The organism is Psychrobacter sp. HD31 (assembly GCF_051097895.1).
Lineage (GTDB): Bacteria > Pseudomonadota > Gammaproteobacteria > Pseudomonadales > Moraxellaceae > Psychrobacter.
In genome coordinates this window covers 1,106,278-1,124,340 of the sequence record NZ_CP142525.1, presented here as the reverse complement: position 1 = coordinate 1,124,340, position 18,063 = coordinate 1,106,278, and the positions used below count along the sequence as shown (strand labels likewise).

The following is an 18,063-nucleotide window of genomic DNA, read 5'->3' as shown; positions in this document are numbered from 1 at the left end:
AAAATAAACAGATTGAGTACACTATTGAATCAGCCATAAACAAAATGTTATTAATATAATCAACACCAGTTTGTTAAATAAAGGTAAATAGATAATGAAGGTTGTCACAAAATCTAAGTTTGCTGCTGCTTTTTTAATAAGCAGTTTGATGTTATCGGCGTGTCATTTTTCTGATAATAAAGAAGCCACTAGCCAAAAGGATGAAACGCAAATTAAAGCGCAACAATCAGACGCAGACAAAAGCGTAACTGCCAAAAAAAAGCTGGCACTTAAAGCACTAGAAAATAATATTGTCAAAAATACAGGGATTCATTATAACTCGCACTTATGGTCTACAGGCGATACGCAGTCAATCGATATTGATGATGTTGCCGCAATTAAAGCTGCTTTAGGGGCAGTTAAATCAACTGATAAAAAGATGTTGGATTATCAAAGCAACCCAGCTAAGTTGTATCGTTATATGAAGGATGATGCACCTTATCTCGACTTAATAACCTCCAATGATTTGATAGAATTTGATTGGTATTTTGCGTTGCCACAAAACACCAAAAATGAGCGAACTAGTAGTGTTAAACATGCTAAAAATATGTATGGTGTGGCTCGCCAGCTGTTGGGTGTACATGGCGGTGTGTTGGTAAAAGATATGTTAGCTGGTAAGGTAACAAAAGATACTACCATAGGCGGGCAACACGTGAAGGTCGCAAAATGCCATTTAAATCGTTGTTTGCTGGTAATCAAAAAAACAAAGGCATGAACTTTTTGGGATGAACTAAAATAAAAAACGCAGCTTAAAACTGCGTTTTTATCGTTAATAGACCAATTTGGTATTACAGCTTATTCACTCACAAAATTAACAGGGGGTTCTCCAGGCGTGATGATAAATGAGCCAGAAATCTGAGTATCTAAAATATCACCTTTTTGATTAATGGTATAGCAAGTGGCGCTTTCACCTTGGTTATCATGTTTTTCTATTCTACATAGCTCAGCGGTATTATTTTTAGCGGCATTTAACTCCCATGTTGCAACCATGGGCATGGTTTCTTCTTTATCTTCGAGTGCAGAGCTGATGCCTTCATATAGTTTACCGCGAGCACCAATTTGAGCGCTGGCAGGTGGTGTGAAGTTTTGGGTAACTATGTCTATGTCAAAGTTGGATGTATTTGTGCCAGCATACATCAAGCTATCTGCAAAGAGATACTCTTCGGCATTTAAGGCATATAGCGTTTGTCCATTGATTTTAATTTCTGACAGGCTATTGGTTTTAATGACCTGTTGGTTGTTAAAAGTGGTAAGTTGAGGGTTGTTTATATCAATGGCATCACGCTGGTAATCCATGGTAATAGTAATTTCTTGAGTACCCATAACCTCGTTTAAGTCGGTGATTAAGGTTTCGTTAATGCCATTTAATCGTGCTTGTTTAAGCACGGAAGCAACGGGGTAAGTGATTTTATTTTGATTTAAATTGATGTCAGCTATATTGACACAAGCGGTTAGCGTGGAAACTAAAGCCGCTGTGATCATAAGCTTGTTTAAGGTTTGTTTCATGCTGTCATCCCTTTATTGTATTGGTTGTGTATGCTATTTCTTCATCTATTGATTAGAGGTTGGCGTTTTAAACACCATAGGTGGCTCACCGTTATTTTCAGAGTAAGAAATGATTTCTATTGTTTCATCTAAAACATTACCTTGTGTATCAATGGTATAACAGAGAGATTGCTTTTCAGCTGTTGTGTCTTCAATAGAGGTCGTTATAGAAACCGTATCATGATATAAGCAAAGTTGTGCAGTGGGCGTGTTATTGCCAGAGTTTTTAGTGCTTGGTTTTAATTCCCATCTACCTGTACTAGTTTCATTTGGCTCACCATGCTTAGTGCCTTTACTTTGATACATTGATTGAGAACTACCAACTGTGGCTGTTTGAGGAATTGGTGTTCTATTTGTGATGATTATTTTGTAGTCGTTATTGCTGTTGTAGTATCCAACCCAATCATAACTGCCTGGTTCTGAATATACTTTTGATTCTTTATGTTGTACGGTTTTGCCATCCACTTTAATGGTTGTTGAGTTATCTCTTACCAGTAATTTTTGTCCATTAAACCGTGTGAATAAAGTTTGTGAATTGATTGGAGGCAGGGTATAGATAATGCTGACATTTTCAAAACCAAAATCATCTGGATTCTGTAATGTTACAATGGATTTATCCCACCCTTTTTTATTAAGTTGTTTAATAACAGACTTAACAGGGTAGTGCTGAGTGCTATCTAAACGATTAACATTGGCTTGTGTTGTAAAACTAATACCTAAAAATAATGTCAATAGTAATGATTTTTTCATACTTGTCCTTGTCTATGTTTCTGCTTTATTGGTTATACGTAATTTTGGTTGTGTTTTGGCCGTTAATTCTTCAAGCGCACAAATCTCTTGCTCAATTAGTTTTAGCATATTTTGTATATGCGGCAACACATCATCACAAGCGGTTATGCCAAACTCGATTTTATCGACATAAGTGGCAAGGGTAATGTTTAGGGCTTGTCCGTTCATTAAAATAGAAGCAGGGTAGAGTGCTTGTAGTTTTGCACCATTCCAATAAAGGGGCTTATTTGATCCAGGCACGTTAGAGATAATCAGATTAAAGGCTTGTTTTTTAGGGTAGACACTGGTCATTAAATTTAGCATAGCCCAACTGTAGGCAACTAAGCTGTAGTTAATGACTTCAGCTTGCGTCATACGGCTAAAACGACGTTTGCCATCATTCATACTTTTGTGGATGGTTTGCAGCCTGTCTAATGGGTTATGCAAATGTGTGCCTAAGTTTGCCAAAATAAAAGAAAGCTGGTTACCACTTGCACTTTTATCTTTACGTAATGAGATGGGCACAAATGCAATTAATGGTTTTTTGGGTAAGTCATCATTTTCTATTAAGTAGTTGCGTAGGGCACCGGCACAAACAGCAAGTACCACATCGTTAACGGTAACTTTTAATTGTGTTGATAAGTTTTTAAAGCGCTCTAAGTTGTATGACTGAGTGGCAAGACGGCGTGATGCGGTAATGCGTTGGTTGAGCATACTGGCTGGAGCATCAAACGTGCTTACAAAATGCGGGTGTTTGCCAGTTAACTGTATGGCTGAGTTTTTCAGCTCTTTAAATACGGGGCGTATGGTGCTAATTTGTTCTTTAATGATTTGTTTTGTGGGTTTGTTGATGGGCAAGATGGCATCAATTTGGTTACGATGGCGCGTCAATAGTGACCATAGAGGTAAGGTCATTTCTTCTGTTTTTGAATGCGATAACGACTTTTGCATTAAACGCATGGCGGCAATACCATCAACCAATGAGTGATGAATTTTAAAATATAAAGCAAAACGATGGGGTCTGCCTTTTACCTCGGGCTCTATGCCTTCAATAATATGGCACTCCCACATTGGGTTGTCTTTATTGAGCAGCTTGCCATGTTCTAATGATACATATTGTAAAAGTTCTCTCACCCTTGCTGGTTTTGGCAAGGCAATATGCCTAAAATGCTGGTATATCTCAAAGCTTTCGTCATCTTGCCAAAAAAGCAATTTGTCTAATACTTGGTTAAAAGGAAAGTTTGGTGGCGTGTTGGTGGTTTGCATTTTTTGCATAAGCTCAGAGGCAAAACAATCGCCTGCATTTTCTGGTGGTTCAAATAAAAATAGCCCCCCAACGTGCATGGGCTGAGTACGAGACTCTAATTGGATGAAAAGTTGGTCGATAAGAGACAATAGACGCATAGTTTTTACTGGGTTCTTGTAATTGGTTATTGTAAATATTGCCTTTGATTATAACACTTTGCTATTTAAGGCAAACAGATACAGCAAAATAATTACATAAATTTTGCTAAATCAATGATTCTTTTATAATCCAGACATAATTGTAAGCAAAAATTACAAAAAACATTATTTAATTTGTTATGATGTCTATTCCTTTAAAATAAAAAAATAACATAGTCATGACAAGCTTTAAATGACTTGACTAGACTTAAAGTTGGGCATAAAAAATGATAGAAAACTGGTCAAAACAGCTTATTATTCAAAGATTGTTAGCAATTAGTTTGTTAATAATTTTGTTTATATTGTGCTTTAGTGTGGTTAAGTTTTTTATTGTCCCAGCTTTGTGGGCAGCGATTATTGCTTATGTGACGTTCCCACTATATAACTTTTTTTATACTAAAGTTAAATTAAGTCGTAATCTTAGCGCATTTATTATGACATTTTTTGTGTCGTTAATGATTGGTATCCCATTGCTTGTAGGTATTTTTATTTTGCAGCAAGAAGCGGTAGATTTGTATGGCATGATTTTGCACCGTATCCAAGCTGGGTATGTAGATTTACCGTCACAAATTAAAGAAATCCCCGTCGTAGGGCAGCAAATTAAAGATGCGTTGTGGGAAATCAATAAAGACCCAGAAGGCACTATGGAAATCATCAAGGTTTGGGTGCAGGAGCATTTGTATTATGGCAAAGTAGCTGTGGATGCGGTGTTACGCAATTTTGCAAAAATGGGCATGGTAATTATGACCTTGTTCTTTTTTTACCGTGACGGGATTAGCTTAGTTAAGCAAGTGCGCCAAGCGTTACGTAATATTATTGGTAACCGTATTGATGACTATATTGATTCAGTAGGCGAAACAACACAGGCAGTGGTTTATGGCATTGGTTTAACTGCCCTTGCACAAGCCTTATTGGCTGGTATTGGCTATTTGTTTGCCAATGCGCCAAATCCACTGTTTTTGGTATTACTCACTTTTGTGTTGGCGCTTATCCCTTTTGGTACCCCGTTTGCTTGGGGTGGCGTGTCGTTATGGTTAATGAGCCAAGGGCATACGACTGAAGGGATTGGCTTGGCAGTTTGGGGTGTTTTAGCCATTAGCTGGGTAGATAATTTAATTAGACCCATGGTGATTAGTGGTGCAACCAGCATTCCATTTATTATTATTTTTATTGGTGTGCTTGGTGGGCTAACTGCATTTGGATTTGTTGGGTTGTTTATTGGACCTGTGGTACTTGCTATTGCTTTGGCAGTGTGGCGTGAGTGGATTAGCCATCATAAATCGGATGTATTTTATAAGCAGCATTCTGAACAATTAACACTAGAGTTTAAACCTGTTGATAAAACACAATAACTTTAAACATTATTTAGACCCATAATTAATATGCAAAGTATTCCAGCTCAAAGTATTCAAATGCCAAAAACCTTAACCATTGTTGCCGATGCTAATATTTCACATCTTGATGATTATTTTAACCCACAAATTTTGGGGGTGGATGTCAATATTGTTAGCGTGGCAGGTCGTGAAATTACGTCTGAGTTGCTTACCTCCCTTAAACCTCAAGCGCTGCTTGTCCGTTCGGTAACTTTGGTTAATGAATCTTTATTAGCCGAGCAAGACACTGTGCAGTATGTGGGGTCTGCAACCATAGGCACAGATCATATTGACCAAGCCTATTTAAATCAAAAAAACATTGCGTTTGCGAATGCCAGTGGTTGTAGTAAACATTCGGTTGCGCAATATGTGCTGACTTCTATCCTAGCGTTAAAACCACAATACTGGCAAAAACCAATCACGCTTGGCGTTATCGGGCTTGGCAACATTGGCAGTACGCTTGCTAATTATGCCAATGACTTAGGCTGGCAAGTGCTCGGATACGACCCTTTTTTGCAGCCAAATCAACTTTATAATAATGCCAGTTTTCAACAACTGTTACAGCAAAGTGATGTAATTAGCCTGCATGTGCCGTTAACAACTAATAAGCAGTCTAAATATCCGACCCACCATTTAATTGATGAAAATGCATTTGCACGTATGAAAACAGATGCATTGCTTGTTAACTCATCAAGGGGAAGGGTAGTAAGTGAAGATGCCTTAATTGTTGATCAGGCTAATACTCAGCGTGAGATTGTATTGGATGTTTTTGAGCATGAACCAATTGTGAGTGGTGACTTGCTTGCTAAACTTGCTGTTGCAACACCGCATATTGCAGGATATAGCGTGGAAGGCAAGTTAAGAGGTACACAGATGATTTATGAGGCATTTTGCCAACATTTTAATCTACCTATTTGCCAAAAAATACAAAACTTATTGCCTGCTAATCCATACCATTGGGCAGACCTTAAAAAAGCACCTGATAAATTGAGTCATTACTATAATATTATGCAAGACGATGCAAATTTGCGAAGCGTTTTAAACCAAATGAGCAACCAAATTGATGGCAAGGACTTTGATGAACTTCGTAAAAAATATGATCTCAGAAGAGAATGGTTATTTTAGAATATTGATTAAAAATACGCCTGTTACAGTGAAGTGGTAAACCCTTACAAAACTCTACATTTTTTTAATTTATTAGTACATTTTCTATTTAAATATCACAAAATTATTGTTATAATTAGCAGCCATAAATTTTATGGTAAACACTTAAGGAAACCTAATGGAAGTACATGCAATTAAAACCCTAGATTTATCAAACCATGGTATTTTTGTTGACGCTTATCACAATGTTACTCCAGCTGTTTTATATCAATTAGCCTTTCGCAATGATAGGCAAGCATGCCTTGCACACTCAGGTGCTTTGATTGCTTTTTCGGGTGAAAAAACAGGACGCTCTCCTGCGGATAAACGCCTAGTAGAAAATGCTGAATCAAAAGATAACATTTGGTGGGGTGATATCAATATTGCATTGTCAGAGGATTCTTTTGCAAAAAACCGTGAAATTGCGAAAAACTTTTTAAGTGATGCCCCTAATGTTTATGTTGTTGACGGTTTTGCAGGTTGGGATACCCGCTACCGCAAAAAAATTCGTGTTATTACTTCGCGCCCATATCACGCATTATTCATGCACAACATGCTAATCCGCCCAACAGCAGAAGAGTTGGCAGCGTTTGGTGAACCAGATTATGTAATTTACAATGCAGGTGAACAAGCCGCAGATACCTCAGTTGAAGGCGTATCGAGTGAAACGAGTGTTGCATTGTCATTTGAACTTGGCGAAATGGTTATTTTAGGTACAGAATACGCAGGCGAAATGAAAAAAGGCGTATTTACTATTATGAACTACCTAATGCCACTGCAAGGCGAGCTACCAATGCATTGCTCGGCAACTGTAGAAAAAGGGGGAGAAACCTCTACCATCTTATTTGGTTTGTCTGGCACAGGTAAAACAACCTTATCAGCTGATCCAGCACGTGAGCTGGTTGGTGATGATGAGCATGTTTGGACAAAACAAGGTGTGTTTAACATCGAAGGCGGTTGTTACGCTAAAGCCATTGATTTAACCGAAGAAAAAGAACCTGATATTTACCGTGCCATCCGTTTTGGTAGTGTGTTAGAAAACGTGGTTATCAATAATGAACATATTGTTGATTTTAGTGATGTATCAATTACCGAAAACACGCGTGCGTGCTATCCAATTGAGCATATCGATAATGCACGTTTGCCATGTGTGGCAGGTCAGCCTAAAAACGTTATCTTTTTAACTTGTGATGCTTTTGGTGTATTGCCACCAGTAGCAAAATTAACGCCAGCACAAGCAATGTATCACTTTATCTCTGGTTATACTGCAAAAGTTGCCGGTACAGAAGTTGGCGTAACAGAGCCAGAAGCAACCTTCTCAGCTTGTTTTGGTGCACCGTTTATGGTTTGGCACCCAACTAAATATGCCGAATTATTGGCAGAAAAAATCCGTGAAAACAACGTAAACGTTTGGTTGGTTAACACGGGTTGGGCTGGTGGCGGCTATGGTGTTGGTGACCGTATCAAACTTAAATATTCACGTGCCATTGTTGATGCTATTAATAATGAACAACTGGCTGATGCACCAACTCAAACTGATCCACGTTTTGGCTTTGAAGTTGTAACAGCATGCCCAGACGTACCAGCAGAAATTTTATTGCCAGAAAATAGTTGGAAAGATAAAGAAGCATTTGCTAAAGTTGCAAACAAATTGGCACAAAGTTATGTTGAAAACTTTGATGCCCATTATGCAGACCAAGCAGATGATGAGTTGTTAGCTTCTGCGCCAAAACCAATTTAAGCTAATACCTAATGTTTAACTGAAAGGCGGGCAAAAGCTCGCCTTTTTTATCGGCTACTAATGATGTTTTTTTAATATGATGCAAACTCCTAAAACTTACCACCCGAGTTTAACCCTAGCCATGGCAAAACAAAGGGCAGAGATGTACGCTAACATACGTCAATTTTTTGCCCAGCGTGATGTGTTAGAAGTACAAACGCCGCTACTTAGCCAAGCAGGTAACACGGATACCTTTTTACAATCAGTATCAGCAAACGTTAACTATTTAGATAAGCCGACGACTTACTATTTGCATACTTCTCCAGAGTTTGCGATGAAGCGGCTACTTGCCAGTTGGCAAGTACCAATTTATCAGATTTGCCCCGTGTTTAGAGATAATGAGACTGGGAAGCAACATAATATAGAATTTACTATGCTAGAGTGGTATCGTCCTAATTTTAGCCTAGATGACTTAGCAGGTGAGCTGTGCGAATTGCTAGCGGTTGTTTTTGGTAAACCACAAACATTAAAACAATACCGCTATGTGGATGCTTTTATTGACCATGTGGGGATACATCCATTAACAGCCACAGCCAAGCAACTTGAAGAGGTTGCTAAACAAAAAGGTTTGAATATTAACTTGGGTGATGATCACCAAGGTTGGTTAGATGTTTTATTTAGCCACTTTGTTGAACCAAATTTAGGTTATGATAATCCAACCATTATTATCGATTATCCACCAGCTACGGCAGCTTTAGCAAATATGGCAACGGATGGTGAAGGTAATCAAGTCGCTCGCCGTTTTGAGTTATACATTAACGGGATAGAAATTGCGAATGCGTATGATGAGCTTGCCAATGGACAAGCGTTAAGGCAGCGGTTTGAAGCAGACAATGCAATGCGTGCCAAACTGGGTAAGCCGATTATGCCAATTGATGAAAACTTGTTAGCTGCATGTGACGACTTACCAGCCTGTAGTGGCATTGCGGTGGGTGTAGATAGGTTGTTGATGGTAGCAACTGGTGCAAATTCGATTGATGATGTGGTTAGTTTTAACAGTAGTAGGGCTTAATTTCGACCTATTTTAAGATAATACTATAAGAGAACTAAAAAAGAGAAAGCGTTTACCTTTCTCTTTTATCAATTGATTATCAGTGGTTTAGAATCGTTTTTCTACACTTGCGTATATATTACGAGCTTTACCTAACATAAGTGATGGTCTACGAACATTGGGGTTTAAACGCTGGTCGTTAAACAAATTATTAATACCAAGGTTTAGTTTCAACCCATCATCTAAAAATTCATTGCCTGTGTTTACAGGATCCCAACCTGCATATACATCAGCGATGGTAAAATCTTCATTAACATATTCGTACTCCCTGCCTCGGCTTGTAAATTTATAGAAGTCGCGATGTGGTCGGAACCAATGAGTGACCTTTAAGCCTGTACTTACACCAGACTCATCATCTGAGTAGCCAAAATTGAGGTATGTTTTTTTAGTTGATGCTCTTAATCGTTTATCTGTTTCATCATTTGTCATTCTTAGATGATCAAATCCAGTTGCAACACTCCAAGGCCCCTTAATGTATTTACCTTCAACTTCTACGCCTTCACGATTTACAGAGCTAACGTTTTGATATTGAGCATACTGGCGATAATCTCCATACCTATCAACTATGGGTGGTTTGCCAAGTTCTGGCATTGTCTGAACTGAAATCATATCTTCGATTGTGCCATCAAAATAGGTGGCCTTAAAAAATAATTCATCATCATCGCTAATCATCCCTTGCTTATCAATTGCAAAGCCAATTTCATATTCTTTTAAAGTTTCAGGCTTTAAGTCGGCATTTGTTAAATACCAATAATGTGGATTGACGGGACCTTTTGATGATGTCTCGGTAGGGACTGGCGCACGGAAAGTCTCGGAATAACCACCAATTAGATGAACGCCATCTAATATTTCATAACCAATGCTAATTTTTGGTGATAGGTTGTTTTCTTTAAATTCATCTCCTTCGGTACCACTTCGTTTAAAATTATCGTATCGGGCTCCAATGGTTGTTGTAAATTTCCCTATATCCATTTTGTCTTGCACATAAATGCCTAAGTCTTTTAAATAATTAGGGTTGGTAGGTCCAGAATCACGTAAACTATTATTATAATAAAAAGTTGAGCTATTTTCTCTGTCTTGATAATCAGCCCCAACAATTAGGCTATGATCAATAATGCCTGTATCAAATAAGGATAAGTTTTTGATGTTGATACCCCAACGGTCGTCATTATTTACATAATAGTTACCTTCTGGGTTGTTTTTATCAAATGAACGAAAGTATGATGCTTCACTACTGTAGGCCTTGGTCTCAAGGTCAATGAGCTCATTATCTTTTGGCACATAGTTGTAAGTTAATACTAAATCTTTTTGTTCTAAATGTCCTTTTACTGGGTCATCTTCATCTACATCCCAGTGGTAAAGAGTTTGCCACGATGTATCTAACTTTTCATCAAAGTCATAATAAGATAAGGCAACTCGGTTCTCATCATTAATGTCCCAACCGATTTTAGCATAAGTTGTTTTCACGTTTTCATCGTTGTCGATTGTTTTATAACTTGCATATCCCCTACCGGCAAGTGTGGTATCGCCAATATCTTGTTTGCGGTGATAAGCTAGAAAGTCAAGAGGTATATCATTAGGGTCTGCAGCTAAAGCAACATACATGCTGTGAGCGTTGTTTGAATCATAACGACCACCTAGAGTAACTCCCGTCTCTTCATCATCAGAAATAAAGTCACGTGCTTCTTTAGTTTCCATACTAACAATACCGCCAATGGCACCACTGCCATGTAATACGGACGAACCACCTTTTACCACTTCAACACGTTTTAATAGGTTGGGATCGGTACGAAAGGATGAAATATGGTTAGAATATAAAGAGGTATCTCGCTCTACACCATCCTGCTTAATAATTACACGATTATTAGATTGGTAACCGTAACCACGAATTTGGTATTGCTCACCAATTTGGCGACCTGAATCAAATCCAAATTCTACACCGGGTACTTGTGTTAAGTTTTGAACAATATTAGTATCTTTAGAGAGTTTCTTTTCTCCTAAAATACTTACTTGACCAGAATAATCAACCATATCTGTTTTTGTACGGTTTGCTGTAATTGTAATTTTATCTAGGGTTGTTTCTGGCATGTATTTATAGTTTTTAATACATTGAGTTTTATCTTTGCTATTTTTACAGAAAGTTTCTGCTTCGCTAGTTGCATTTGCATGGCTTGCCAAACACAAAATAGAGAGTGCAATAGATTTAGACAACATGGTTTTTTTCATAAAAAGCTCCTACCTATAAAATAATTAATGAAAATAATAACCATTATCATTTTATCACCAATAGAAACAATACTGCAATAAAAAACAATAAGAATTAATACCCTAGTAAGCTTTTTAATGTTTAGAGATGTCCTTTCACTATGTGTTAACTAGAGAATGAATTTAAAAGATCGTCAATCATATCGATAAATTATTAGTACATGGCGTTATTTACAATAACACCTATAGCACTTTAAGCATAAATTGGATATACTTAGCTGCTTATTGTTAAAAACAGCACAACTTAAGTTGTGCTGTTGTCCAGCCAAAGCTCTTGTTCAAGAGTAAAGCCAAAAATTTTTAGTTAAACCATTCATTTTATTAGGAAGTACATGTCAAACTTTCAACCAAATTTAACGTTACACCCAGATTTTAAACTGATTGAACATCATAAAATCGAATCGTTATCGATTGATGTATTAATTTGTGAACATAAAACAACAGGGGCAATGCACTATCATTTAGCCCACCCAAGTGATGAAAATGCATTCTTGGTTGGCTTTCGTACCCAACCAATGGATTCAAAAGGCGAGGCGCATGTTTTAGAGCATACCGCCTTATGTGGTTCGGCAAAATATCCAGTACGTGACCCGTTTTTTTCGATGATTAAGCGCTCATTAAACACCTTTATGAATGCCATGACGGCTTCTGACTGGACGGCATACCCATTTGCAACTCAAAATAAAAAAGACTTTTTTAATTTACTATCGGTTTACTTAGATGCGTCTTTCTTCCCTAATATTCATCCCCTAGATTTTGCGCAAGAAGGCATTAGGGTGGAGCTGGATGACAATGACAAGCCCCAATTTAAAGGCATTGTGTTTAATGAAATGAAAGGCGCTATGAGTGGGGAGATTGACCAACTTTACCATGCGCTTGCTCATCATCTATATCCAACAACAACGTATCATTATAACTCGGGCGGTGATCCTGCTGACATCCCTGACTTAACGCATGAAGAATTACTCCAATTTCATAAAAGCCATTATCATCCAAGTAATGCGGTGATTATGAGTTTTGGCGACATCCCTGCACTTGAAGTACAGACAAAATTACATGAAGATGCGCTTAGCGAGTTTGGTAAGGGCGTTAAACATACATCGGTTAAAGAAGAACGCCTAAATGCACCAATTAAAGTGACTGAAACCTACCATGTGGATGAAGTAACAAAAGAGCAAACACATCATGTATTAGCTTGGTTGCTACCCACCATTACCGACCCTCGCCAGCGTTTGGCACTCAGGTTACTTGAAGGTGTGTTGGTAGAGCATGCAGGCTCTCCGCTGCGGGCTTATTTAGAAAGCAATCCGTATGCGGTTGCGCCCACGCCAATGTTAGGGCTAGATGATAGCCATTATGAAATGGTTTTTTATGCCGGTGTGCGTGGCAGCGAGCCAGAACATGCCGAAGCGGTTGAGCAAGGTATTATGGACTTGTTTATTCAACTTGCAGCTGAAGAAATTGACAACGAAACCATAGAAACCATCTTACACCAAATTGAAATTGACCAACGTCACATTGGTGGTGACTCTATGCCTTATGGCTTAAACCTAATGATGGAAGCCTTTAGCACCGCCATTCATGATGGCAACCCTGTTGATGTGTGGCAAATTAATGAGCACCTTGATTGGTTGCGTGAGCAAGTCAAAGATCCAACTTGGTTACCAAGTTTACTAAAAGAACACTTAATTGATAACCCACACCGTGTGCGTTTGAGTTTGGTGCCAGACAGTAACCAAGGCAAGCAAGAAGCGCAGGCAGAACAAGCCCGCCTTGATGCAATAGAGCAAAGTCTAACCCAAGAAGATAAAACCACGTTGCGTCAGCAAGCAACTGAATTAGCAGAGCGTCAGGCGGCGCCAGATGATTTATCATTATTACCCAAAGTTGGTTTAGAAGATGTGCCTGCCAATATTCGGTTTGAAAAAGGCGATGTCATAAATGTGGCACTGTCTGGTCAAGCCAGTAAGCTGTATCAATACACAGCGGGTACCAATGGCTTGTATTATTACCAAGTGATTGTGCCTTTAATTGGGCAAGCAGGTGAGCCTCAGCAAAATGATATTGTTAACCACCCATTATTGCCACTGTACCTTGGTTTAATTAGTGAATTGGGTACAGATAGCCTAGACTCTAGAGAAATGCAGGCAAAACAAGCAGCGATGTCATCAGGGGTTACTGCCCGCATTAGCCAACGTACTGGCATTGATGATAGTGATAACATCCATAGTTATTTTGTGGTGGCAACACGTGCTTTAAAACGCAAGCCAGAGGCAATTGAGCTATTAAAAGAAGTGATGAACCACAGTGTGTTTAGTGAGCATGACCGCATTAAAGAGTTGCTAAAACAAAAACAAACTGGCTGGCAATCTCGCATTGCACGTGCTGGGCATGCTTATGCCATGCAAACAGCAACACGTAATATGAGCAGACAATCGCACCTTGAATATGTGCGTAGTGGTTTGCCTGCGTTGCATTCATTAAAACAATTTTTAGATAAAGCAGAAGACGATGCACAGCAGTATGAACAACTTGCCACAGCATTAATGGCATTGCATCAAGCCATTATTAGCTTACCTAAGCAAGCCGTTGTTGTGTGTGAAGCAGAAGAAGCACCACGCATTACTCAGTTAATTGAGCAAAGTTGGGCGCAACCTTTAGATGCTAAGTTAAAAGATGATGGTGAGTTAAATAATTTGGCTAATAATGTGCCGACCGAATTTGCTGAGCAGCCCTTGATTGACCCTGTCAATTTAACACGTGCAGAAAGCGATGACATTGCATGGCTTGTTGCAACCAATGTTTATCACAATGCAGCCAGTTATGAGGCTGTGCCAGCAGGGCATGAAGATGCTGCTGCCTTGTTGGTGTTAGGACCTTATTTACGAAATGGCTATCTACACAGTGCGATTCGTGAAAAAGGTGGTGCTTATGGTGGTGGCGCAAGTTACGACTCAAATGCCAGCGCCTTTAAGTTTTATAGTTACCGTGATCCACATTGTGCAGAAACCTTTGCGCACTTTAAAGTAAGTGTTGATTGGCTGTTAGAAGCACCACAAACACCTGCTCAATTAGAAGAAGCCATTTTGGGTGTGGTATCTGGCATGGACAAACCAGGCTCACCAGCTGGGGAGGCAGTAAAAGCATGTTTTGCTGATTTGCATGGGCGAGGTGAGGCATGGCAAAATCAAATGCGTGCCAATATATTAGATGTCACCCTTGCCGATTTACAACGTGTGGCAAAAACATATTTAACTGATAAGCCACACTGCAAAGCAAGTATTGCACCATTTGATAAAGCAGATGAGCTAGAAAAAATGGGCTTTGTGGTAGAAAAAGTCAGTTGATTAGTTAAGCGTTTATAACTAAAAACCATCCATTTAAGGATGGTTTTTTTGTTCTTGATTAAAGCTATTAAAAGTCTCAAACATTTGATGACGTATATGTACTATCATTATGCAGTTGATTTTTAAATCAGTTAATTTATACCCTTTTTACTGTTTAGTTTTAAATCAATTAACCATAAAATTAGTGAAGAGATAGATTACTGTATCAACCCTGCCAAAACACTGGTAGCGAAACTACCTGCAGGCAGTTTAAAGTCTAAAACTAATGTTTGGTCATCAAGCCATTGCCAAGTTAAATTGTGTACTAAAAGCCGTAATGGTCTGCGTGCAGATTTTAACTCTTTGCTTTCTAAGCCTTGTGCCAACTTCTGTAAGGTGGCACAATTTGCGATAACCTCAGCTTCTAGTTTAGCTGCCACTCCAGTTGGTTTGGCGCTATTGTCATCTGAAACTCCCCACATTGAACCCGTTGGGTGAATATCCTGTTTTGCAACTCGGTCATGCAATTCATCATCCATTTGCATGCTAGCAAATACCGAACCAGAACCTGATAGATTAAATACCTCGCCATCTAAACCAGTTTGCCAGCTTTCATTTAGTATGCGCTGTGCCAATATTTGGTTAAAAATAGCACTACGCGCTGCCGATAACAAAATAGATTTTAGCTCGCGATTTTTACGTTCAGCTTGTTTTTCTTTTTTACTCAATCGTCCTTTTTTTACAGTCGTTTCGATAGGCTTGCCATCTATGCTGCCTTGTTCAAACCACTCTAAAACGTTGGTAATATTGTTGCCATAACGCCCAAATCGTTGTTCTCCAAAGTAGTTAGGCACACCTTGTTTTTTTATTGTAGATAATGCTTGCTCAATTTGAGCTTTATCACCCTCAACGTTCCGTAAAGTAATGATAAATTGATTAAATTTATGGCTACCACGGTTTAATTTTTTGCTGTGCCAATGCTGTTGTAAAACTTCTGCAAACTCGCCTTGTTCTATATCATTGATTACAAAAGGATCTGCAGGCAGCTGACCTTTTGGGATGCGTAAACTAAACCATTGGGTCGTGACGGCATGGCGGTCTTTTAAACCAGAGTAGCCTACATCTCTGCTTGGTATTTTTGCCCACTTTGCTAGTGCATTTGCCACATAGGTTGTGTTAAGTCCTATTTTTTTTATTAGTAACCAAAGGTGCTCGCCTTGATTGCTAAAATCAAGTACTAGCATCTCATTTACAATAAAGTCTTGAGGGGTGGATTTGTATTTTGCACAAACAATGGCAGGTTTTGTGGGTTGTGGCAAAAGTTTTGTGTTGGTTAAAGCAGCGTGGTCATTAATTGGCATTATGGTATCTTAAAATAGGTGATGAGCTAAGTTTGGTTTGCAAAATTTATCTTGTTAGATCTTTAGCCAAAGATGGCAATAACTCATCAACCTGCAGTTGTTGGTAAGCCTTTGCACCACGAGAAACCGTAGCAATGCCAACTCCCAGTTTTTCACTGATTTCTCTTTGTGGTCTCCCTTCTTGCAGTAAAGCAAAAATACGCAATCGATTAGCAAGCTCGCGTTGCTCTTTGTCTGTTAACAAGGCTTCAAGTATTTGTGATAGTTTTTTTGTATCGTTATTTTTTGCCAATAGCATCAGTAAATACTGGTAGGCATTGTCGGTAGAGTCAAGTCCAACGGGCGTTAATGCATCTTTAGAATTTGAGTTTTTGTTTGTCATAATTTCTGCTTATATGAATGTTTTATTGGTGGTGTGGTTTTATGTTCTAGTATATTGAAATCATAGATAAATTGTCATAATTAGTCAAGTTGCTAAAAAAGTCATTTAAGGGGTTGATATATTATGTTTGTTTGATTAGAATGATTGTATCAATACACTAGAACAGTGAAATAAATTTTGGTTCAGATATAACTTATTTGAATGTTATCGTTTTTAATAATTTTAAGGTTTTATTATGGCTTTTGATGCAGACTACGGCTTACATGATTCAACACTACCTGATAAAAATGGTTTATTTGGTGAGTTTGGTGGCAAAATTGAGCATCCTCAATTGGCGATTGCAATGGATGAAATTGAAAAGGGATTTCATGAAATCATTGCCGATGAAGACTTTATTAAAGAAATGAAGCGTTTGCGTAGCACTTATATTGGTCGCCCCAGTCCTATTTACCATGCACAACGCTTAAGCGAAAACTGTGGTGGTGCACAAATTTATTTTAAGCGTGAAGATTTAAACCACACAGGTGCGCATAAAATCAACCATTGTTTGGGCGAGGTTTTATTGGCAAAAAAACTGGGTAAGAAAAAAGTAATTGCCGAAACGGGCGCAGGGCAACATGGTGTTGCACTGGCCACTGCTGCTGCATTGATGGGCTTAGAGTGCGAAATCCACATGGGTGTGGTCGATATTAAAAAAGAGCATCCAAACGTCAGCCGTATGAAAATTTTGGGTGCTAAAATTGTGCCCGTGTCACGTGGTGCAGGCACATTAAAAGAAGCTGTTGACAGTGCTTTTGAAGCGTATTTAGGCGATTTAGAAAATAGCATGTTTGCCATTGGTTCGGTTGTTGGTCCTGCACCGTATCCAGAAATGGTTGGCTACTTTCAGTCAGTGATTGGGCATGAAGCACGTGAGCAGTTTACTGCTACCACAGGTGGATTACCAGACAAAGTAATTGCTTGTGTTGGCGGTGGTTCTAATGCACTCGGTTTGTTTAGTGGCTTTTTTGAAGATGCCAGTGTGCAAAAAGTGGGCGTAGAGCCAGCTGGTGAAGGTTTAGACACCGATCATCATGCTGCCACAATGACCAAAGGTGTTAAGGGAGAAATTCAAGGTTTCAAATGCTATGTTTTGCTTGATGAAAATGGCGAACCAGCACCTGTTCATTCAATCGCGTCGGGACTTGACTATCCAGGTGTAGGTCCACAACATTCACACTTAAAAGATGAAGGTCTGGTAAGTTATGAAACCGCAACAGACAAAGAATGTTTAGAGGCATTTATGGCGCTATCTCGTCTAGAAGGTATCATCCCTGCATTAGAGTCTTCGCATGCGGTTGCCTATGCGATGAAGATTGCCAAAACCATGTCACCAGATGAAAAAATATTAGTGAATTTATCTGGACGTGGTGATAAAGATATTGACTATGTATTAACCAAAATTGATGTAGCGTAAATCAGTAACACAACCGATTTTTACAAGACAGTATTCGGTTTTAAACGCTAATGATTGGTTATAAGTACATCGTTAGTTAATAAAAACTCAATCAGCATAATAGCTGGTTGGGTTTTTTTAATAGTTTGTTA

At 38.7% G+C, this 18,063-nt stretch carries 13 protein-coding genes; 7 read left to right on the top strand and 6 right to left on the bottom strand.

All coding sequences use genetic code 11. The features are described 5' to 3' along the window. Positions 1-94 precede the first annotated feature (94 nt). Entirely contained in the window at positions 95-754 is a 660-nt protein-coding gene (locus VH441_RS04860; protein WP_434352556.1) for a hypothetical protein, read from the top strand. Between the two features lie 80 nt (positions 755-834). On the opposite strand, the gene VH441_RS04855 is transcribed toward VH441_RS04860, so the two are convergent. From VH441_RS04855 to VH441_RS04845, 3 genes are read right to left on the bottom strand one after another with little or no spacing between them, the layout of a single operon-like run. Continuing rightward, positions 835-1,545, bottom strand: a complete 711-nt coding sequence (locus VH441_RS04855; RefSeq protein ID WP_434352555.1) for a hypothetical protein — start codon at positions 1,543-1,545, stop codon at positions 835-837. 45 nt (positions 1,546-1,590) lie between these two features. Further along, on the bottom strand, positions 1,591-2,334 hold the full coding sequence (locus VH441_RS04850) for a hypothetical protein (protein WP_434352554.1): 744 nt from the start codon (positions 2,332-2,334) through the stop codon (positions 1,591-1,593). Positions 2,335-2,346: 12 nt separating this feature from the next. Next, a complete protein-coding gene (locus tag VH441_RS04845; protein ID WP_434352553.1) occupies positions 2,347-3,756 on the bottom strand; it encodes a WS/DGAT/MGAT family O-acyltransferase in 1,410 nt (469 codons plus the stop codon). A gap of 266 nt (positions 3,757-4,022) precedes the next feature. On the opposite strand from VH441_RS04845, the gene VH441_RS04840 reads away from it, so the two are divergent. The 4 genes from VH441_RS04840 to epmA all read left to right on the top strand — a co-directional run bounded on the left by VH441_RS04840 (position 4,023) and on the right by epmA (position 9,103). After that, entirely contained in the window at positions 4,023-5,147 is a 1,125-nt protein-coding gene (locus VH441_RS04840) for an AI-2E family transporter (RefSeq protein WP_434352552.1), read from the top strand. A 60-nt stretch (positions 5,148-5,207) separates the two neighbouring features. Then, on the top strand, positions 5,208-6,293 hold the full coding sequence (locus VH441_RS04835) for a 4-phosphoerythronate dehydrogenase (RefSeq protein ID WP_434352551.1): 1,086 nt from the start codon (positions 5,208-5,210) through the stop codon (positions 6,291-6,293). Between the two features lie 157 nt (positions 6,294-6,450). After that, positions 6,451-8,052, top strand: coding sequence for a phosphoenolpyruvate carboxykinase (ATP) (pckA, locus tag VH441_RS04830; RefSeq protein ID WP_434352550.1), 1,602 nt, complete (start codon positions 6,451-6,453; stop codon positions 8,050-8,052). 76 nt (positions 8,053-8,128) lie between these two features. Further along, the gene (gene epmA / locus VH441_RS04825; RefSeq protein WP_434352549.1) at positions 8,129-9,103 is read left to right on the top strand and encodes an EF-P lysine aminoacylase EpmA; all 975 of its coding nucleotides are present in this window, start codon (positions 8,129-8,131) and stop codon (positions 9,101-9,103) included. An 87-nt stretch (positions 9,104-9,190) separates the two neighbouring features. On the opposite strand, the gene VH441_RS04820 is transcribed toward epmA, so the two are convergent. Further along, on the bottom strand, positions 9,191-11,368 hold the full coding sequence (locus tag VH441_RS04820) for a TonB-dependent receptor domain-containing protein (protein ID WP_434352548.1): 2,178 nt from the start codon (positions 11,366-11,368) through the stop codon (positions 9,191-9,193). Positions 11,369-11,739: 371 nt separating this feature from the next. On the opposite strand from VH441_RS04820, the gene VH441_RS04815 reads away from it, so the two are divergent. Further along, positions 11,740-14,754, top strand: a complete 3,015-nt coding sequence (locus tag VH441_RS04815; protein WP_434352547.1) for an insulinase family protein — start codon at positions 11,740-11,742, stop codon at positions 14,752-14,754. Positions 14,755-14,951: 197 nt separating this feature from the next. Here VH441_RS04815 and truD read toward each other — a convergent pair whose 3' ends face one another. Both truD and VH441_RS04805 read right to left on the bottom strand, forming a co-directional pair. Then, positions 14,952-16,094, bottom strand: coding sequence for a tRNA pseudouridine(13) synthase TruD (gene truD, locus VH441_RS04810; protein ID WP_434352546.1), 1,143 nt, complete (start codon positions 16,092-16,094; stop codon positions 14,952-14,954). Between the two features lie 46 nt (positions 16,095-16,140). Continuing rightward, complete coding sequence (locus VH441_RS04805) at positions 16,141-16,476, bottom strand: Trp family transcriptional regulator (RefSeq protein ID WP_434352545.1); 336 nt, start codon at positions 16,474-16,476, stop codon at positions 16,141-16,143. 235 nt (positions 16,477-16,711) lie between these two features. Here VH441_RS04805 and trpB point away from each other — a divergent pair, with 235 nt between their 5' ends. After that, positions 16,712-17,932, top strand: a complete 1,221-nt coding sequence (gene trpB, locus VH441_RS04800) for a tryptophan synthase subunit beta (protein WP_434352544.1) — start codon at positions 16,712-16,714, stop codon at positions 17,930-17,932. The last annotated feature ends 131 nt before the right edge of the window (positions 17,933-18,063 follow it).